This window comes from Streptomyces sp. NBC_01241 (assembly GCF_041435435.1).
Taxonomy (GTDB): Bacteria; Actinomycetota; Actinomycetes; order Streptomycetales; family Streptomycetaceae; genus Streptomyces.
The window spans coordinates 7,676,123-7,693,889 of the sequence record NZ_CP108494.1 but is presented as its reverse complement, the minus strand read 5'-3'; the positions used below and the strand labels follow the sequence as shown (position 1 = coordinate 7,693,889).

The 17,767-nt window shown below is 70.2% G+C and carries 17 protein-coding genes and 3 pseudogenes; 8 read left to right on the top strand and 12 right to left on the bottom strand.

Annotated elements, in window-relative coordinates:
* Positions 1–105: 105 nt before the first annotated feature.
* The 3 genes and pseudogenes from OG306_RS34965 to OG306_RS34955 all read right to left on the bottom strand — a co-directional run bounded on the left by OG306_RS34965 (position 106) and on the right by OG306_RS34955 (position 2,979).
* Positions 106–1,320, bottom strand: coding sequence for an acetyl-CoA C-acetyltransferase (locus tag OG306_RS34965; protein ID WP_266750308.1), 1,215 nt, complete (start codon positions 1,318–1,320; stop codon positions 106–108).
* Between the two features lie 36 nt (positions 1,321–1,356).
* Positions 1,357–1,833 (bottom strand): annotated as a pseudogene (locus tag OG306_RS34960) (acyl-CoA dehydrogenase family protein); the annotation flags it as partial.
* A 3-nt stretch (positions 1,834–1,836) separates the two neighbouring features.
* Complete coding sequence (locus OG306_RS34955) at positions 1,837–2,979, bottom strand: CaiB/BaiF CoA transferase family protein (protein WP_266750306.1); 1,143 nt, start codon at positions 2,977–2,979, stop codon at positions 1,837–1,839.
* A gap of 202 nt (positions 2,980–3,181) precedes the next feature.
* Between OG306_RS34955 and OG306_RS34950 the strand changes: the two genes are divergently transcribed.
* Positions 3,182–4,372, top strand: coding sequence for a saccharopine dehydrogenase family protein (locus OG306_RS34950; protein WP_266750304.1), 1,191 nt, complete (start codon positions 3,182–3,184; stop codon positions 4,370–4,372).
* Between the two features lie 650 nt (positions 4,373–5,022).
* The gene (locus tag OG306_RS34945; protein ID WP_371666060.1) at positions 5,023–5,850 is read left to right on the top strand and encodes a peptidoglycan-binding protein; all 828 of its coding nucleotides are present in this window, start codon (positions 5,023–5,025) and stop codon (positions 5,848–5,850) included.
* Positions 5,851–5,899: 49 nt separating this feature from the next.
* On the opposite strand, the gene mmpA is transcribed toward OG306_RS34945, so the two are convergent.
* The 3 genes from mmpA to OG306_RS40995 all read right to left on the bottom strand — a co-directional run bounded on the left by mmpA (position 5,900) and on the right by OG306_RS40995 (position 6,942).
* A complete protein-coding gene (gene mmpA / locus OG306_RS34940; RefSeq protein WP_266750300.1) occupies positions 5,900–6,043 on the bottom strand; it encodes a morphogenic membrane protein MmpA in 144 nt (47 codons plus the stop codon).
* Positions 6,044–6,104: 61 nt separating this feature from the next.
* The gene (locus tag OG306_RS34935) at positions 6,105–6,782 is read right to left on the bottom strand and encodes an endonuclease V (protein WP_266750298.1); all 678 of its coding nucleotides are present in this window, start codon (positions 6,780–6,782) and stop codon (positions 6,105–6,107) included.
* Positions 6,783–6,795: 13 nt separating this feature from the next.
* Positions 6,796–6,942, bottom strand: a complete 147-nt coding sequence (locus OG306_RS40995) for a hypothetical protein (protein WP_266750296.1) — start codon at positions 6,940–6,942, stop codon at positions 6,796–6,798.
* Here OG306_RS40995 and OG306_RS34930 point away from each other — a divergent pair.
* Entirely contained in the window at positions 6,941–7,228 is a 288-nt protein-coding gene (locus tag OG306_RS34930) for a YciI family protein (protein ID WP_266750295.1), read from the top strand. The two genes, OG306_RS40995 and OG306_RS34930, sit on opposite strands and share 2 nt — an antisense overlap.
* 34 nt (positions 7,229–7,262) lie before the next feature.
* Here the strand turns inward: OG306_RS34930 and OG306_RS34925 are convergent, their stop codons facing one another.
* Positions 7,263–7,703, bottom strand: coding sequence for a hypothetical protein (locus OG306_RS34925; protein WP_266750293.1), 441 nt, complete (start codon positions 7,701–7,703; stop codon positions 7,263–7,265).
* A 242-nt stretch (positions 7,704–7,945) separates the two neighbouring features.
* Between OG306_RS34925 and OG306_RS34920 the strand changes: the two genes are divergently transcribed.
* A complete protein-coding gene (locus OG306_RS34920) occupies positions 7,946–8,353 on the top strand; it encodes a DUF2795 domain-containing protein (RefSeq protein ID WP_266750292.1) in 408 nt (135 codons plus the stop codon).
* An 8-nt stretch (positions 8,354–8,361) separates the two neighbouring features.
* Here the strand turns inward: OG306_RS34920 and OG306_RS34915 are convergent.
* Positions 8,362–8,671 (bottom strand): annotated as a pseudogene (locus OG306_RS34915) (oxidoreductase); the annotation flags it as partial.
* Positions 8,672–9,073: 402 nt separating this feature from the next.
* Here OG306_RS34915 and OG306_RS34910 point away from each other — a divergent pair.
* Positions 9,074–9,490 (top strand): SsgA family sporulation/cell division regulator, encoded by a 417-nt coding sequence (locus tag OG306_RS34910; RefSeq protein WP_266750291.1) that lies wholly within the window; start codon positions 9,074–9,076, stop codon positions 9,488–9,490.
* 97 nt (positions 9,491–9,587) lie between these two features.
* On the opposite strand, the gene OG306_RS34905 is transcribed toward OG306_RS34910, so the two are convergent.
* Positions 9,588–9,755 (bottom strand): hypothetical protein, encoded by a 168-nt coding sequence (locus OG306_RS34905; RefSeq protein ID WP_266750289.1) that lies wholly within the window; start codon positions 9,753–9,755, stop codon positions 9,588–9,590.
* 263 nt (positions 9,756–10,018) lie between these two features.
* Between OG306_RS34905 and OG306_RS34900 the strand changes: the two genes are divergently transcribed.
* Complete coding sequence (locus OG306_RS34900) at positions 10,019–10,993, top strand: acyl-ACP desaturase (protein ID WP_266750287.1); 975 nt, start codon at positions 10,019–10,021, stop codon at positions 10,991–10,993.
* A gap of 114 nt (positions 10,994–11,107) precedes the next feature.
* Here the strand turns inward: OG306_RS34900 and OG306_RS34895 are convergent, their stop codons facing one another.
* Together OG306_RS34895 and OG306_RS34890 are read right to left on the bottom strand one after the other, a co-directional pair.
* A complete protein-coding gene (locus OG306_RS34895; RefSeq protein WP_266750285.1) occupies positions 11,108–11,620 on the bottom strand; it encodes a tetratricopeptide repeat protein in 513 nt (170 codons plus the stop codon).
* A gap of 111 nt (positions 11,621–11,731) precedes the next feature.
* Complete coding sequence (locus tag OG306_RS34890) at positions 11,732–11,986, bottom strand: WhiB family transcriptional regulator (RefSeq protein WP_266750284.1); 255 nt, start codon at positions 11,984–11,986, stop codon at positions 11,732–11,734.
* Between the two features lie 305 nt (positions 11,987–12,291).
* Between OG306_RS34890 and OG306_RS34885 the strand changes: the two genes are divergently transcribed.
* A complete protein-coding gene (locus OG306_RS34885; protein WP_266750283.1) occupies positions 12,292–14,505 on the top strand; it encodes a DEAD/DEAH box helicase in 2,214 nt (737 codons plus the stop codon).
* 4 nt (positions 14,506–14,509) lie between these two features.
* On the opposite strand, the gene OG306_RS34880 is transcribed toward OG306_RS34885, so the two are convergent.
* The gene (locus OG306_RS34880) at positions 14,510–15,670 is read right to left on the bottom strand and encodes a multicopper oxidase domain-containing protein (protein WP_266750281.1); all 1,161 of its coding nucleotides are present in this window, start codon (positions 15,668–15,670) and stop codon (positions 14,510–14,512) included.
* A 492-nt stretch (positions 15,671–16,162) separates the two neighbouring features.
* Here OG306_RS34880 and OG306_RS34875 point away from each other — a divergent pair.
* Positions 16,163–17,640, top strand: a pseudogene (locus tag OG306_RS34875) (ThuA domain-containing protein); the annotation flags it as partial.
* Positions 17,641–17,767: the final 127 nt, after the last annotated feature.

Sequence of the window (17,767 nt, the reverse complement as noted above, 5' to 3'; positions counted from 1 at the left end):
AGCTCGGGGAACATGGTGAGGGACGACAACGCCGCGAGGCGCGTGCCCCGGCCCCGCGACGCCACGCCACCCACCGCCGGCCCCTCCCGGGTGGCCGGGGAACGGTCAGAGACGCTCGATGACGGTGGCGATGCCCATGCCGCCGCCGACGCAGAGGGTGGCGAGGCCGTACCGCTTGTCGCGCCGCTCCAATTCGTCGATGAGGGTGCCGAGGATCATCGCGCCGGTGGCGCCGAGCGGGTGGCCGAGCGCGATGGCGCCGCCGTTGACGTTGATCTTGTCGAGGGAGAGCCCCATGTCCCTGGCGAACCGCAGCACGACGCCGGCGAACGCCTCGTTGATCTCGACGAGGTCGATGTCGTCGATGGTCAGCCCGGCCTTGGCGAGGGCCTTGCGGGTGGCGGGCGCGGGACCGGTGAGCATGATGGTGGGCTCGGAGCCGGAGACGGCGGCGGAGACGATCCGGGCGCGTGGCGTGAGTCCGTACCGCTCGCCGGTCTCCTTGTTGCCGATCGCGACGAGCGCCGCCCCGTCGACGATGCCGGAGGAGTTGCCCGCGTGGTGGACGTGGTCGATCTTCTCGACCCAGTGGTACTTCTGCAGCGCGACGGCGTCGAAGCCGCCCATTTCGCCGATCGTGGCGAAGGACGGCTTGAGCGCGGCGAGCGAGTCGGCGGTGGTGCCGGGCCGCAGGTGTTCGTCGTGGTCGAGGACGACGAGGCCGTTGCGGTCCTTGACGGGGACGACGGAACGCGCGAAACGGCCGTCCTTCCACGCTTCGGCGGCGCGTTCCTGGGAGAGTGCGGCGAATTCGTCGACGTCGCGGCGGGAGAAGCCCTCGATGGTGGCGATGAGGTCGGCGCCGACGCCCTGCGGGGCGAATCCGGTGTCGAAGTTGGTCATCGGGTCCATCGCCCAGGCGCCGCCGTCGGAGCCCATCGGGACGCGGGACATCGACTCGACGCCGCCTGCGAGGACGAGGTCCTCCCAGCCCGAACGGACCTTGGCGGCGGCCAGGTTGACGGCTTCCAGGCCCGACGCGCAGAAGCGGTTCTCCTGGACGCCCGCTACGGAGTCGGGGAGACCGGCGGCGATGGCGGCGATCCGGGCGATGTCGGATCCCTGGTCGCCGAGCGGGCTGACCACGCCGAGGACGATGTCGTCGATGGCCGCCGGGTCCAGGCCGGGGAAGCGGCTGCGGATTTCGTGGATGAGGCCGACGACGAGGTCGATCGGCTTGGTGCCGTGCAGGGCGCCGTTGGCCTTACCGCGGCCGCGCGGGGTGCGGATCGCGTCGTAGACGAACGCTTCGGTACTCAAGTCAGCAGCCTTTCGAGGGTGGTGGTGCGTCAGGGGTCAGGCGAGCAGCGAGCGGCCGATGATCTCCTTCATGATCTCGGTCGTGCCGCCGTAGATGGTCTGGATACGGCCGTCGGTGAACGCCTTGGCGACCGGATACTCCGCCATATAGCCGTAGCCGCAATGGAGTTGGAGGCAGCGGTCGGCGACGCGCTTCTGCAGTTCGGTGGCCCACCACTTGGCCATCGAGGCGTGTACGGCGTCGAGGGTTCCGTCGGAGTGGTCGACGATGCAGCGGTCGATGAAGGTGCGGGTGACGGTGCACTCGGTGGCCATCTCGGCGATCTCGAACCGGATGTGCTGGAGCTTGGAGAGCGGCCGTCCGAACGCCTCGCGCTCCTTGACGTACCGCGTGGTGATCTCCAGCAGATGTTCGGCGGCGGCGATTCCGGCGACCGCTATGCCCATCCGTTCCTGGGCGAGATTGGTCATCAGATGGATGAAGGCGCCGTCGCGCTCGCCGAGCAGGTTCTCCCATCAGCCGGTGGCATCCTTCCGGGCCCTGGTGATGCCGGGTACGTCCCAGTCGGCGGCGACGGCCTCGGTGTCCGCGCCGGGCCGCGCGGGCCCGCTGCGCACGGAGACGGGGGTGGCCGAGAAGCGCGGTGCGGGGGCGGGCTGGGTGAGTCCGCCGTGCTCGACGAAGGTGGAACGGGCGGCGATGTGCGGATGGTGAGGCGCCTCACGGAGCGAGAGGACGGGGGCCACGCAGGCGTCCGTACCCTCGAACACCTCGGTCCATTCCGCGCGCGTACGGGTCCTGAACCGGTCGGCGACGAGCGCGCGCAACTCCTCCCAGCGGGTGATGTCGCGCCGGTCCGGGGCCCCTTCCCCGATGCCGAGGAGCATGCTGAACTCGTCGTAGAACCGCTGCTCCAGCGGGCCGACCGCCATGTACTGGCCGTCGGCGGTCTCGTACGAACCGTAGAACGGGCAGCCGCCGTCCAGGAGGTTGGAGCCGCGCCGGTCCTGCCAGCCGCCCGCCGCCAGCATTCCGTGGATCATCGTGGCGAGGTGGGCGGCTCCGTCGACGATCGCCGCGTCCACGACCTGGCCCCGGCCGCCGGGGGTGCGGGCGTGCTGGAGGGCGGCGAGGACGCCGACGACCAGATAGAGCGAGCCGCCCGCGTAGTCACCGACCAGATTGGCCGGGACGGTGGGCGGCTCCCCGGGTTTTCCGATCATGGAAAGGGTGCCGGTGAGGGCGATGTAGGCGATGTCGTGGCCGGCTCGTTCGGCGAGCGGTCCGTCCTGGCCCCAGCCGGTCATCCGTCCGTAGACGAGCCGCGGGTTACGGGCGAGGGCGGCGTCGGGGCCGACGCCGAGGCGTTCGGCGACGCCCGGCCGGTAGCCCTCGATCAGGATGTCGGCGCGCTCGGCCAGATCGAGCGCCTTGGCGGGCCCGTCCTCGGCCTTGAGGTCGATGAGCACGGAACGTTTGTTGCGGTTGGTGAGGTCGTACGCGGGGTCGATGCCGAGCCCGGAGCCGCCGGGCCGGTCGACCCTGACGACATCGGCGCCGAGGTCCGCGAGGAGCATCGCGGCGAACGGGCCGGGTCCGATGCCTGCCAGTTCGACCACGCGCACGCCTGCCAGCGGGCCGTGCTCTGTCGTTGCCATCAAGCCCCCAGCGGTATGACACAACTGATGTAACAGTGATGATGCTAAGAATGCACCGCGCTCCGCAACCCCTTTGGCCGAGCAAGCGCTTAGCACTTTCTCCCGGATCCTCCCTCACGATCGCCGCCCGGCCGCATACCGCCACGGCCCCCTCCGCTAACCTCTGCCTGCTATGTCGGCGCCGGGCCCTGCGGAGGCACTCGTGAACAGGCAGAACGGGGCACAACGCCCCTATGACGTGGTCCTCTTCGGTGCCACCGGCTTCGTGGGCACCCTCACCGCCGAATATCTCGCCGCCCACGCACCCGCCGGCTTCCGCTGGGCCGTGGCCGGACGCAACCGGACCAAACTGGAACAGCTGCGCGAACGCCTCACCGCGATCGATCCGCGCTGCGCGGATCTCCCGCTGCTGCGTGCCGACGCCGACGACGCACACGCGCTGCGCGAACTCGCCGAATCCGCCCATGTGGTGGCGACGACGGTGGGCCCCTACGTCTGGTACGGCGAACAGCTGGTCGCGGCCTGCGCCGAGGCCGGAACGGACTACGCGGACCTCACCGGCGAGGCGGAGTTCGTGGACCGGATGTATCTGGAGCACGACGCACGGGCCCGCGAGACCGGGGCGCGGCTCGTGCACGCCTGCGGATTCGACTCCGTACCGCACGACCTCGGGGTGTACTTCACCGTCCGGCAGCTGCCGCGGGACGTGCCGCTGAGCATCGACGGGTTCGTCCGCAGCAACGCCGCCTTCTCCGGCGGTACGTTCGCCACCGCGCTCATCGCGATGGGCCGCGGCCCCCGGATGCTGCGCGCCGCGCGGGAACGCCGCCTGCACGAGCCCCGTCTGGTGGCCCGCCGCGCCCGCGCACCGCTCGGCGCTCCGCACTTCAGTACGCAGACCGGTACCTGGGCGCTGCCACTGCCCACGCTGGACCCGCGGATCGTCGAGCGTTCGGCGCGGGTGCTCGCCCGGTACGGCCCCGACTTCCGCTACCGCCACTTCGCCTCGGTGCGGCATCTGCCTGTGGCGCTGGGCGGAACGGCCGCGATGGGCGCTCTTCTGGGTGCCGCGCAGGTACCGGCTGCGCGGTCCTGGCTGATGGACCGGTACGAGCCGGGCGAGGGCCCGGGCGCCGAGCGCCGGGGGCGCAGCTGGTTCGCCGTGCGTTTCGTCGGCGAGGGCGGCGGGCGACGGGTCTTCACCGAGGTGTCGGGCGGCGACCCCGGTTACGACGAATCGGCGAAGATGCTGGCCGAGTCCGCGCTCTGCCTCGCCCTGGACGAGCTGCCGGCGACATCGGGGCAGGTCACCACTGCCGTCGCGATGGGCGACGCGCTCCTGGAGCGGCTGCGCGCGGCGGGACTGCGCTTCCGGGTCGCGGCGACGCGCTGAGCGGGCGGGGCCGCCGGGCGTTCGGACGCCCGGGCGGGTTGGGCGTGCGGTAAGGCGTACGGCGTGCGGTGCCGACGGCGTGACGGGGCGGTGCCGTCGGGGTGGCGGTGCCGGCCGCCCCGGGCGGGGTGGCCGGCACCTGTCATTTCTCTGTCATTTCTCCTGCGACTCTGGTCAGCGGGACCAGCATGGTTCCGGTCGATCGCCGTGTCCTCCTCCTTCCCCTCCCCCGACTCGTGGTTGTAGCGACTGGTGTCCACACCGCTGACCCCGGACGACGAGGGCGGCGCGGCCACGACGGTAGGAGCGATCACCCCCAGCGCGACCAGGGCGGCTCCCACGACGGTGCCGGTCAGGGCGACGCGCACTCGTACGGGTGATGTCTGAGGCATATTCAGTTCTCCTTGTTCCTCGGCTGAGAGGAACGCGGGCATCCCCGTCCGCCGCGAATGCGCAGGCAGGAGCGCCCCCTTCGAAGGGGTGGGAGCGGGGTGGGTTCGCGCGGTCCGACGGGTCCGCCGCTCCTCAACTGTGCAGCACGGAACGGGACTTTCACTACGCTCTGCGTCCCGCAGGTCGATGCACCTGTGCACTTCCACAATGCACGGTTCTGACCTGCGGATATGCACTCAGCAAGTCCGGGAGGAACGATGACGGGAAGCACCGTGGCAGGCCACGAGGAGCATCCGGGGCGAGCGCTCGCCGAGTTACTGAGGAACTGGTGGGAGTCGTCCGCGCGCGGCGGCCGCGACAAGCCCACTCAGCAGTCCCTCGCCAAGCGGCTGGGGGTCGACCAGACCACCCTGTCGCGCTATCTGAATCCCGCTCACGCCTCCACCGCGCCGCGCAGGATCGTCGAGCACTTGCATGCCGTGCTGCGGGCACCGGCCGACGACCTGGTCCGGGCGTGCGCCCTGGCCGACGCCGCGGCGGGGGCCTCGACGGTCCGGAAACGCCCGGCAGCCACGCCACCACCCGTAACCGCAGAACGTGTCGGGTCCACAGAACCCGCCGGATCCGGCGCACCCGCCGCGCCCGCCGTGCCCGCCGCACGCGCCTCGGAGCGGAACGACGAGCGGAGTTCGAGGACCCGTTGGCGGGACCGCTCCCCCATCGCGTCCCCGACCCTGGCCGTCTCGGCGTTTCTCCTCCTCGTCCTCGGCTGCCTTGCGTGGTGGGTGGTTCCGACCGCGGGAGAGGGCGATGCCAAGGCCACCGCGAAAGTGTCGGACCGTCGGTCGGAAAGCACGGAATGGCCGTTGGCCCGCACGGGCCATGTGCTCTGGAAGGCCCGTACCGTGCAGTATCTGCTCCGGGCGAACGGCTTCGACGTGAAGGTCGACGCGGACTACGGACCGGCCACGGCGGAGGCGGTGAAGAAGTTCCAGGCCTCCCGGAAACTGCCCGGACCAGGCATCGGGGACGAGGACACCTGGCGCGCGCTGCTCAACGCCCAGGGCCCGGACCAGCACAAGTAGTGTCGGTGACGGGGCGGCGCACGCTCTCGGGGCGAAGGTGCCCGACGGGTCAGAACGCCCAGGCCACCAGCGTGCAGATCATCGAGACGACCCAGGCCGCTCCCGCGAGAATGCCGAGCGTCATTCCCACCGCGACCCGGCGCTGGGCGAGATAGACGGTTCCAGGTCGCGTAGACGTTCGGTGTTCGTTCATGCGTACCAGTTTGCCGGTCGTGATCGGCAAACGTTATCCGTACACATACTCAGGTGATCGCTCAGGCGGTCGCTTCCCGCAGGGCCCGGCGGCAGAGTGCGTCGGCCCTGCGGGTGGTCTCCGGCTGACGGAAGTCGCGGGCCAGCAGCAGGGTGTGGGCGCAGGCGTTGTCCAGGCCGGTCCGGTGTCCGACGGAGACGAACACCGGCTTGACGCCGTCCTGGGTACGCAGTGCCCGGCCCACCTCCTCCTCGCCGTCGAGCAGCGGCGACCAGTCGCCCCGGCGGGGGCCCGGTTGCTCGTACGAGAAGCTGAACGGGTTCTTGGCGACGCCGATCACCGGGCGTCCGGTGAGCACTCCGAGGTGGCTGGCGAGCCCGAAGCGGCGCGGGTGCGCCAGGCCGTATCCGTCGCAGATCACCAGTCCGGGGTCGACCGGCAGCGACTCCAGCGCGGCCAGCACGGTCGGGATCTCCCGGAAGGCGAGGAGGCCGGGGATGTACGGGAAGCTGATCCGGCCGACGGCGGTGGTCTCGGCGACCACGTCGAGCGTCGCCTCGTCCAGGACGACGGCTGCCGCCACGACGACATCGCGCTCGTCGTCGTAGGCGACATCGACCCCGGTGACCCGGCCGGTGCCGGGCGGCGGGCCGGGCTCGTCGAGCACCACGCGGGAACGCAAGGCGTCCTGAACAGCTCGGGCTTCGGCCTCGTCGGCAGGCATCGGGAGCGTTGTCATAGTGCAGTCAAGTCTAGGCAACGGGTACGACGGCCGACTCGGCGATGACGAGGACGATGACGATTGCGGGGATGGTTGGGGGACGGTTGCGTCGACGGCGGCGGGCCTGCCGGAATCCGCCCGGGGCCGGTTCGCCCTCATCCCGTAGCCTGGCGATCATGTTCGTACTCGAATTGACCTACACCGCCCCCGTCGAGCGCGTCGACGCGCTGCTGCAGGACCATGTCGCCTGGCTGGACGCGCAGTACGCGGCCGGGGTGTTCATCGCGTCGGGCCGCAAAAACCCGCGCGACGGCGGCGTGATCCTTGCCGTCGGGGACGACCGCGGGCGGATCGAGCGGATCGTGGCGCAGGATCCGTTCACGGAGCAGGGCGTGTGCGCATACCGGATCACGGAGTTCATCGCGACGAAGACCTCGGACGAACTCGCCCCGTACCGCCAGTAGTTGCCCGGACAGCTGTAGCGAACGCCGGGCCCGCTCACGTCCGTCCCGGACGGTCCCGAGGGACCAGCGGCAGCAGCGCCCGCATGGTCTCCTCGGGGTCGGAAACAGAGATCGCCAGCCGGCTGAACGGTGCACCCCTGCGCAGTTCCACGCACAGCACCGGCCTGCCGGCCCGTACCCACTCGAAGTCCTGTCCCTCCTGAAGCAGGCGAATGCCCGCGCACAGCCGTGCGGGAATCCAGGTGCCCCGACCGCGCCCACCGCGAAGCGCCCGCCACCAGTCGGGCTCGACATACAGCCGGCGCAGCGCCGACACCGGAACCCGCACATCGCGGTGGCGTGCCACCACCTTCTCGCGCCAGGTCAGGCGCACGACGATATCGGTGCCCTGCACCACCACCCGCGCCATGTCCTCTCCCTCGATGTCGCGGTACTCCCGAGGCAGCCGCCCGGTACGGATTCCTCCTGCGTTCACCGTCGGCCACCTGCTGCAACTGTTGCGGGTCCCGGCGGAGTCCGCCTCCGGGAATACCTGCGCAGCCCGGGTCTTCGCCGCTGGACAGACGTATCCGTTCGGGTTTCGATGGATATCTGCCGTATTCGTTGAGCGGCCCTACGAAGAGGGCGGCCGGGGTTCCTGGTCGCGCGTCGGTGCATCGGGCTCCCGCGGCAGCTCCGGGCGGGTGCGCACTCGCCCGACAAGGAGGTGTTCCGACCATGGAGCGAGGAAGCAGCCGTGTCAGCCCCCATGAGGACGACCAGCGGAAACACGAACTGCTGGGCTTCCTCCGGTCCGGCCACACCACCCGCACGACCGAGGCGTACGACCCCGAGCCACCCGCCGACGACGACGTTCGTGTGGACCCGGGCGGCCCCGTCCCGCCACCCGGTGCAGCACGGGAACGGGCGCGCGCCGAGGCCGCGGCCGCGGAAGTCAGAGCTGAACTCGCACGTCGCCTGAGCCGCACGGCCTTCCCTGCGGACCGCACGTCCCTCGTGCGGACCCTCTCCGATGAGTACGCTCCGGACACGCTGGTCGACGCGGTGCGAGAACTTCCCGCGGACGACCGGTATGCGAACGCCGGAGAGATCGCCAGGGCGCTGGGATACCGGCCACGTGTCTAGGGCCGCTGGTCCGTGCCGGTCGGGCCGACCGCCAGCGCGCCCGACCTGCTGTGCGGCAGCCGGGCGACGCCCGAGCGGTAGGCGGCCGGCGGATTGGCGGACTGTTGTGGACTGTTGCCGGCTGCGGCCCGCGTCGCCCGTCACCGCCGCGGCATTCGGCGACGGCCGGCCGGTCCGGTAGTCGCCGCCGACGGCGATGCGGTGCAGGCGGTCGCGGAAGGCCGGGCCGAAGACGCCGCGCGCCGGGTCTCCGGCCGGGATCTTCGATTCGGTCGCGGTCCAGGTCAGCCCGCGGTCGGCGGAGTGCAGCACCCGTGCCCCCGGAACCCGCGACCCAGGCGGTACGACGGCTGACGGCGGCGGGGCCGCGGAAGCGGGTGTCGGTTCCCGTCACGGTGGGCGTCCAGGACGGTCGTTCGCCCGGTCGGTTTCGCTCCCCCGATGTCGCCACGGTTGCCGGTGCGGCCGGTGTCGCGGTCAGCGCCGCCGCACAGAGCCCCCATGACATCAGTCGTCTCGTCTTCCCCTTGGCCCTCATGGCATGGAAGCCAGCCCACGCGTTGCACTCCGTCAGGGTGCACCGGCGCACAGCGGGCACACGATCGGTGCGGTGGCGTGCGGTGATACAGCTCACGCCACCAACCAGTGCACGGATGAGGGAATTCCGTCGTCTCCATCAGTGCTGCGAACCGTTCGTCCGGCCGAGAAAGGGAGCAGGTCTTGTCCACCGTTATCGAGCAGTCCGTGCAAGCCCGCATGGTCGCGTCCGCACCGCGGATGGAGACCCTTCCTGCCACCCTGATGTACGACCGGGGAGATCCGTTCGCCGTACGCATGGCGTTCCCCGCGACGGCGACCTTGGAGGGCACCGATGTGTCCTGGGAGTTCTCCCGCGAGCTGCTCGCGGCGGGAGTGGACGGAGCCGCCGGTGTCGGCGACGTACGCATCAGGCCGTTCGGGTACGACCGTACGGTCCTGGAGTTCCATGCCGCCGAGGGGATCGCGATGGTGCATGTCCACACCGCGGAGCTGCGCCGCTTTCTGGCGCGGGCGCAGGAACTGGTACCGGCCGGCGAAGAGCACCGGTTCCTGGATCTCGACCGGAGCCTGACCGAGCTGTTCGGCGGAACCTGCTGACGGGGCTTCCGGCAGGGGCGGCTTTCGTGGCGGCATCACGGCCGCGCGGCATCACCGCCGGAGAGGGGTGTCCGGGGGATGATCGGTGCGGAGGAAGTCATCGGTGGAGTAATGCCCAGGCCTTGCAGCCGCCGGAGGTGGTCAGCGCGGGGGTCAGCCCCCAGTCCCCGCCGTGCGCATCGACCGCGGCTGCCGGCAACCACATGCTCTCGCTGCGGCGTTCACGGCATTCCTCCTCGCGCTGCCGGTCGAGTTCACCGACCACTCCGAGCGCTCCGCGGGCGGGGCCCGGCCCGACGATGCGGCCAGACAGCGCTTCCGGCCCCCGTATCGGTGAATCCGAGGAAGTTCCGAATACCCCGGCAGTCGGGCGGACTCCCCGCCTCCACACCCTCTCAACCTGCGCACATAACGTCACGTAATCGGACATCGGGAGGGTGGGCTTGGCGGTGGCCTTACCGCCGCTTTAACCTACGGTCTCGTAACCTACGTATCCGTAGGTACTTCTCCCGTCCCCAGGAGTCCCCCGTGACGATCACCGCTCCCCACCTTGGCAGTCCGAAGGCGTGGACCGACGCCCAGCTGCTGTACTCCCTGGAAGAGGTGGTGGAGAAGGAGCTCAACCGCCATCTCAAGGTCGCCAAGGACTGGATGCCCCACGAGTACGTGCCGTTCTCCGACGGGCGGAACTTCCCGGGGGTCTTCGAGGACGGTGAGGCCTGGCAGGCCGACCAGTCCAAGGTCACCGACATCGGCAAGATCGCGCTGGTCGTGAATCTGCTGACGGAGGACAACCTCCCCAGCTACCACCACGAGATCGCCTCCCTCTTCGGCCGTGACGGCGCCTGGGGCACCTGGGTGCACCGCTGGACCGCGGAGGAGGGCCGGCACGGCATCGTGATGCGGGACTACCTGCTCACCTCGCGCGCCGTCGACCCGGACAAGCTGGAGCAGTTCCGGATGGCGCACATGGCGGAGGGCTTCGAGTCCGACAACCGACACTCGATGCTGCACTCCGTGGCGTACGTCGCCTTCCAGGAGCTGGCCACCCGCGTCTCGCACCGCAACACGGGCCACCAGTCGGGCGACCCGGTCTGCGACCGCATGCTGGCGCGCATCGCGACCGACGAGAACCTGCACATGGTCTTCTACCGCAATCTTCTCGGTGCGGCCTTCGAACTCGCCCCGGACCTGACGATGCAGGCCGTGCGCGATGTCGTCGTCAACTTCCGGATGCCCGGTCACGGCATGCCGGGCTTCGAGCGGGCCGCCGCGCAGATGGCGATCGGCGAGATCTACAACATGCGCATCCACCACGACGACGTGATCCAGCCCGTGCTGCGCTACCTCAAGGTTCTCGACATCGACGGCCTGGGACCCGACGGTCTGAAGGCCCAGGAGGAACTGGGCCTGTACATGGGCGGCCTGGACAGCGAGGCGTCGAAGTTCGACGAGAAGCTCGCCGCCCGCAAGGCGCGGATGGCCGCGCGCGCCCAGGCCTGACGTCCACACAGTCGTCGCCGGCCGCCGGACGGGCCCACCGCTCCGCGGGCCTGTCCGGCGGCCCGGGGCCCGTTCCGCAGCCGTGGGTGTTTCCCCGGCAACCGCGCGCCCGGGTCATATCGTTTCGTGCAGGTCCCGGGCGTAGTACTCGATCGCCGAGCGGTACTGCCGGACGTGCGGGTCCTCGCTGGTGGCGGCGAGCAGTCCCAGCAGCAACTGCGTCGACTCATGGTGCTCGCCGGTGTTGAAGAGGGCCATGGCGAGGAACGTTCGCAGCGCCCCGTCGTCGGGGAACCGCTCGACGCCGCCGCGCAGCACCCCGACGGCTCTCTCGTACTGCCCGAGCACCCGGCAGGTGCTCCCGAGACCGAGCAGCGCGCCCCGGCGGTCCTCCTCCGACAGCCCCGTCCCGGCGAGGCAGCGTTCGTAGAACGGCACGGCCTCGGCTTCCAGCCCGAGCACATCATGGACCCACGCGGTCTGGTAGGCGACTTCCGCGTCCGCGGGGAAGGCGGCGCAGAGGGCAAGCAGTCGCTGTCGGGCCTCCTCGGGGCGGCCTTCGGTGCGCAGCCGCACGGCCGTAGCGAGCAGGGTGTCTCTGTCGTAATCATTCACGTGATCATTCATACGGAGATTGTCCCTGGTCAGCGGTCCCGTGTGGCTGCCTCGGCGCCGCCCGCACGGCGGAGGTGCGGCCCCGTACCGGACGGGTCTCGGCGTGGCACGGACAGGGGGTGCTCAGGCCCGCTCGCGACCGGTTCTGCGCAGCCGGTCCCGCTCCTTCTCCGAGAGGCCACCCCACACGCCGAACCGCTCGTCGTTGGCCAGGGCGTACTCCAGGCAGGCTTCGCGCCCCTCACAGGCGTTGCAGAGCTGCTTGGCCTCACGTGTGGAACTGCCGGGGGCAGGAAAGAAGAATTCGGGCCCCGCCTGGGCGCACAGCGCTGTCTCCTGCCAGGCGAGCGCGGGGACGGCCGCGGTGTTGATCAGCATGGCACCCACAGTGCCCGGTCGCGATAAACGACTGATCAACGCTCCATCAATGCGGCGCGCCGATGGCTTCCGGTCAGCTGTCCGGAGGCTGCGCCGGCTGCGCACTCTTCGTCACGGCTGCGCGCTCTTGATCAACGCTACGTGCTCCTGCTCACGGCTACGCGGCTGCTGCTCTCCCCCGGCGGAACGCCGACCGCCAACGCCCCGAGCCGAAGGCGCTGTCGGCGCCGCGTGGCACGATATGAATCGCCCGGGGCAGGTGCCGGGCAGGACGGCAGCGGGGCTGCGCGGACAGAGGGACGTACATGACAGAGGCCGGACCGGCGGAGGCCGGGGCGAGCACGGGAAGGGCCGCCCGGGAGCTGCTGGCGCAGGCCGAGCGGCTGCTGGACATGGCGCGCGCGGTGCTGACCGATCACGCCCGCGCCATCGATGCCGTGCACGCGGCGCTGAAGCCGCTGCTCGACTCCCTCATCCGTCGCGAACTGGCGGCCATCCCGATCGCCCGGCTCAAGGACGTCACCGAGGGTCGGCTGCGGCTGGGCGCGGTCGAGCAGGCCGGCTTCACGACCGTCGGCCAGGTGCATGAGGCGAACCGTTACGAGCTCCGCCAGATCCCCGGCGTCGGCGCGCAGACGGCCGACCAGGCGCTGGCCGCGGCCGGCCAGATCGCCCACGCGGTACGGGACACGGTCGCGGTCCGGATAGATGTGGACACCCCGGACGACTCCACGACCGCGCTGGTCATCGCTCTGCACCGGCTGGTCGAGGCCGGTCCGGACGTCCGCCGGGCGGTGGACGCGGCGGGCCGGCTCGTCGGGCGTCTCGATCCGTTGCTGGCCGCGGCGGGACCGGCGCGGCGGCGACTGCGCATGTGGTTCACCCGGCGCCGGACCCGTACCCAGGTGCTGGAGGCCGTCGCCTCGGTACGGGCCGCGGTCGACGAGGCGAGCGCGCGCGAGCTCGCGCTGCTGTTCGGTCAGGTCTCCGTCGATCTGCTGCGGGCCGCTGATTCGGATGTCGCGGCGTGGGTAGACTTCGAGCTGCGGTCCGCCGAGTACTACAGCCTGCTCGCCGAGATGTCGGGCACCGGCCCCGACCGGGACGCCGCCGAGGGGTTCCTGCCGTCCGGGATCGCGGACCGGGTGCGCGGTCTGCGGCTGGACGACGCCCATCTGCGCGTTTCGCTGCGCGGCTACCAGTCGTTCGGCGCCCGGTTCGCGCTCGCGCAGAAGCGGGTCATCCTCGGTGACGAGATGGGGCTCGGCAAGACCGTCCAGGCCATCGCCGCGCTCGCGCACCTCGCGGCGCGGGGCGAGACGCACTTCCTGGTGGTCTGCCCGGCGAGCGTGCTGATCAACTGGGCGCGCGAGGTCCGCGCCCGCTCGACCCTGCGCGCGCTGCCGGTGCACGGCCCCGAGCGGCAGGGCGCCTTCGCCCAGTGGCGCGAGAGCGGCGGGGTCGCGCTCACCACGTTCGACGCCCTGCACACCCTGCCGGCCGCGCGGGACTGCGGCATGAGGCCCGGCATGCTGGTCGTCGACGAGGCCCACTACGTCAAGAACCCCGAGACGCGCCGCTCCCGGGCAGTGTCCGGCTGGACGCAACGCACCGAGCGGGTGCTGTTCCTGACCGGTACGCCGATGGAGAACCGGGTCGAGGAGTTCCGCAGCCTCGTCCGCCATCTCCAGCCCGAACTGGCCCCCTCGATCCACAGCACCCACGGGGCCGCCGGTTCGTACGCGTTCCGCAGGGCCGTCGCCCCCGCCTATCTGCGGCGCAATCAGGAGGACGTGCTGACCGAACTCCCGGCGCTGGTGCAGGTCGACGAGTGGGAGGAGTTCAGCACGGCCGATCTCGACGCCTACCGCGAGGCGGTGGGCGCCGGGGAGTTCATGCGGATGCGCCGCGCCGCGTACGCCCGGCCCGCCACGTCCGCGAAGCTCAACCGGCTGCGCGAGCTGGTCGCCGAGGCTGCGGAGAACGGCCTCAAGGTCGTCGTGTTCTCGTACTTCCGCGAGGTGCTCCGCACGGTCGAACAGGCTCTGGGGCCGGGCGTGTTCGGTCCGCTCTCGGGGAGCCTCCCGGCTGCCCGGCGCCAGCAGTTGATCGACGGCTTCGCTGCCGTCGCCGGCCACGCGGTCCTGCTGAGCCAGATCCAGGCGGGAGGTGTCGGACTGAACATGCAGGCAGCCTCCGTCGTCATCATCTGCGAACCGCAGATCAAGCCGACGATGGAGCATCAGGCGGTGGCCCGCGCCCATCGGATGGGTCAGATACGGACCGTCCGGGTGCACCGGCTCCTCGCGGCCGACAGCGTCGACGAGCGGATGCTCGGCATCCTGGCCCGCAAGGAGCGGCTGTTCGACCTGTACGCACGGCGCAGCGACGTCGCCGAGACGACGCCGGACGCCGTGGACGTGTCGGACGGGGCTCTCGCCCGGCGCATCGTCGAGGAGGAACAGCTGCGTCTCGCCACGGGAGCGGCCGGGGCGGCCGGTGCGGTTTCGGAGCGCTGACCGGTCAGGACCCGTGTGCCGCCGGGTCATGGGCGGGCGGGCCCGTGTCCTTCGCCACGTCGCCGGAAGCGGCCCCGCTCGAAGCCTTCTTGTCCGGAGCCGTCTTGCCGGGCACGGTGCTGCCCGGAGCCGTCTTGTCCGGAGCCGTCTTGCCGGGCACGGTGTCGCCCGGAGCCGTCTTGCCGGGGGCGGGCGTGTCGTGGTTCATCTGGGCGTGCGGGTCGTAGCCCGGCACGGTGCCGTCGGCCTTGGCGACCAGGAGCAGCCCGGCCATGCCCATGTCGGCGTGGCTCTGCACATGGCAGTGGTACATCCAGGCACCCGCTCCCACGTGTTCGCCCGCGATGACCTGGAAGCCGAAGGAGTCCGCCGGGCCGACAATCTTCGTGTCGATGACGCGGCTCGGGTCGTCCGGGCCGGTGAGCAGCCCGGTCCGGTTGTCCGCCCAGCGATGACCGTGGACGTGGAACGTGTGGTAGTACTCGCCGTGCGTGATCATGACCACTTCGAGCCGGTCCCCCACCGTGGCCCGGAAGTCGGGGGCCTCGTGGGCGGCCTTGTTGTTGACCGTCGTGTCGTTGAAGACGATCGTGATCGTTTTGTCCGGCAGGATGTCGCCCTTGCGGCGGACGATCAACGGACCGTAGAGGCCCTTCCGGATGCCGCCGGTGCCGTGATCCGTACCGACCACATGGTCGTGGTAGTGCCAGTAGCCGGCGCTGCCCGGCTGCCAGGTACCGTCCTTGCGGCGGCCCACCGCATGGGTGCGCCAGGTGTAGGTGCGGGTGTCACCCGGCTCGACGATGCTCTTGTTCATCCGGGTGCCGTCGCTCGCGATGTCGTAGTCGACGCCGTGCGGGTGCAGGCCGACCGGCACATCCATCGTGTTCTTGAACGCGATGTGCAGGGTGTCGCCCTCATTGATCTCGATGAGGGGACCCGGGATCGATGCCTTGCCCTTCTCCAGGCCGAATCCCATCTGACCGTCCGCCAGCTTCTCCGCGTACAGCTTGAGATGACGGACGACACCCCCTGCCGGGGCGGTCTTCGGCGGGGGTTCCGCCGAGTCGGCCTCGACCGCACCGAGCGACAACGATGTCACCCCGGTCGCGGCCGCCACCCCGCCGCCCACCAGGAACCGCCGGTTGAAGCTCCTTCTGTCCATGACGAACTCCTCACTGCACTAAGGAATTTACGGAGTTTTACGCACGCGCCCGGATCGCGGGGACTGCCCGGATCACAGAGACTGCCAGGTCGCGGAGACTGCGGGACTGCGGATTTACGACCTCACCCGCGATAGAGAGCGGATCAGCGAGCGGCGTCATGCGGCTTCGAATCCAAGACGGAGGAGGGAAGCGACGCGGAGCGTCGTTGACCGACGACAACGCCGGAGGCGGAGTCGCATGGCGTCGGGAGCCCGCTCTCTATCGCGGGTGAGGTCGTTACGGAGGTTACGGCGATCGCGGCGGCTTCGGACGTTACCGGGGTTGGTGGGGCGCGGGTGCCCCCCGGACGGCCCACACCGCAGCCGGGGGATCTCCATTTATCCACACCCAGGACAAAGTTCGTTCTTTTACTGCCATGGCTACGGGCGAGTCGCGAAAAGAGGTCTAGCTTCGTCGGCTGTTGCAGTGACCAAAGAGGGATGGGTGACCACATGCAGCGCACACCACATCACAGGTCCAGATCGCGACGCGGACTTGCGGCGGCCCTGGCGGCCGGCGCACTGACCGCTTCCCTGCTCGGCGGCAACGCCGCCAGTGCCAGGCCCTATCCGGAACCGGGCCCGCAAATCCTGGCGACAACGTTATCCCTCCCCTCACCACCGGGCGGCGCCAACGTCAAGGTGCTGGTGTTCCACGCCTCCGCCACCGAGGAGTCCCGACCGTAGACGCCGGAATCGCGGCGATCGAGAAGATCGGGCTCACCGGGCCGGAGGCCGGCCGGTTCCAGACCGTCGCCACCGACGACCCCGCCGTCTTCACCAACGGCAAGCAGCTCGGCAAGTACAACGCCGTCGTCCTTCTGACCGGTGGCGGCGATGTGCTCGACCCGGAGCAGGAGGCCGGCCTGGAGGCGTACATGGAGGCGGGCGGCGGCTTCCTCGGAATCCATGACGCGGCGCGCACCGAGCCGTACTCGGACTGGTTCACCGGTCTGATCGGGGCCCGTCCGGCGGCCGGCAGTCCAACGAACGTACAGCGAGCGACGGTTGAGATCGGCGACCGGCAGCATCCGGCGACGAAAGACCTGCCGCTGGAGTGAAAGCGCCCGGACAAGTGGCTGAACTGGACGAAGAATCCGTCCGGCGACGTGCACACCGTGGCGCGCGTCCGGGAGATCACGTACCAGCCGGGCGCCAGTGCCAACGACTGGGACCACCCGGTCTCCTGGTGCCGTGACTACGACGGCGGCCGCTCCTTCTACACGGCGATGGGCTGTACGGTCGACAGCTTCGCGGAGACCGGCTTTCGCGACCATCTGCGCGGCGCGCTGAACTGGACGACACGGCTCTCGCAGGCCGACTGCAGGGCGACGATCACCTCCAACTACAAGGCGGAGCACCTCACTCAGCCCAATCAGCCGGGCCTGAACGACCAGATCGGCGAACCGCACGGCCTGACCGTCGCCCCCGACGGGCGGGCGCTGTACATCGGACGCGGCGGCGCCGACAGCAGCAAGCCGGTCGTCACCGACTGGAACAACCCCGACATCGGCAAGGGTCTCGGACAGATCCACGTCTACGACCCGAAGACCAAGAAGGTCACCCTCGCCGGTGAGCTGACCATCTTCGGCAACAAGGGCGGCGACGAGCTGATCAAGGTCGAGGAGGGACTGCTCGGGATCGAGCTGGACCCGGACTTCGAGAAGAACGGCTGGGTGTATCTGCACTACACACCGCACTCGGAGATCGACCGCGACAGACAGATGGCGGTGCGTCAGGTTTCGCGGTTCACTCTGGACCTGGCCACCAACAAGCTGGATCTGTCCTTCGAGAAGGTGCTGCTGCACTGGCCGGTCCAGGTCCACAGCTGCTGCCACGCGGGCGGCGGGATGGCCCGGGACTCCAAGGGGAACCTGTACATCGCGACCGGTGACAACAACTCCTCCGGTTTCAGCAACGGTTACTCCGGCAAGGCGCGGCTTCTTCACCTCCGACTCCAAGTCCGCGCTGTGGCGTGTGACGTACAAGGGCGGTGGTCCTACCCCGGCCGCCGCGGATCTCGCCAGGAAGGCGGCCGTGCGGTGAGACACCGATCGA

Bases quoted from the DNA above. Each gene is read 5' to 3' on its own strand.
- OG306_RS34955 (WP_266750306.1), bottom strand. From the start codon at position 2,979: ATGGCAACGACAGAGCACGGCCCGCTGGCAGGCGTGCGCGTGGTCGAA.
- OG306_RS34945 (WP_371666060.1), top strand. From the start codon at position 5,023: ATGACGGGAAGCACCGTGGCAGGCCACGAGGAGCATCCGGGGCGAGCG.
- mmpA (WP_266750300.1), bottom strand. From the start codon at position 6,043: ATGAACGAACACCGAACGTCTACGCGACCTGGAACCGTCTATCTCGCC.
- OG306_RS34935 (WP_266750298.1), bottom strand. From the start codon at position 6,782: ATGACAACGCTCCCGATGCCTGCCGACGAGGCCGAAGCCCGAGCTGTT.
- OG306_RS34930 (WP_266750295.1), top strand. From the start codon at position 6,941: ATGTTCGTACTCGAATTGACCTACACCGCCCCCGTCGAGCGCGTCGAC.
- OG306_RS40995 (WP_266750296.1), bottom strand. From the start codon at position 6,942: ATGATCGCCAGGCTACGGGATGAGGGCGAACCGGCCCCGGGCGGATTC.
- OG306_RS34920 (WP_266750292.1), top strand. From the start codon at position 7,946: ATGGAGCGAGGAAGCAGCCGTGTCAGCCCCCATGAGGACGACCAGCGG.
- OG306_RS34895 (WP_266750285.1), bottom strand. From the start codon at position 11,620: ATGAATGATCACGTGAATGATTACGACAGAGACACCCTGCTCGCTACG.
- OG306_RS34890 (WP_266750284.1), bottom strand. From the start codon at position 11,986: ATGCTGATCAACACCGCGGCCGTCCCCGCGCTCGCCTGGCAGGAGACA.
- OG306_RS34885 (WP_266750283.1), top strand. From the start codon at position 12,292: ATGACAGAGGCCGGACCGGCGGAGGCCGGGGCGAGCACGGGAAGGGCC.
- OG306_RS34880 (WP_266750281.1), bottom strand. From the start codon at position 15,670: ATGGACAGAAGGAGCTTCAACCGGCGGTTCCTGGTGGGCGGCGGGGTG.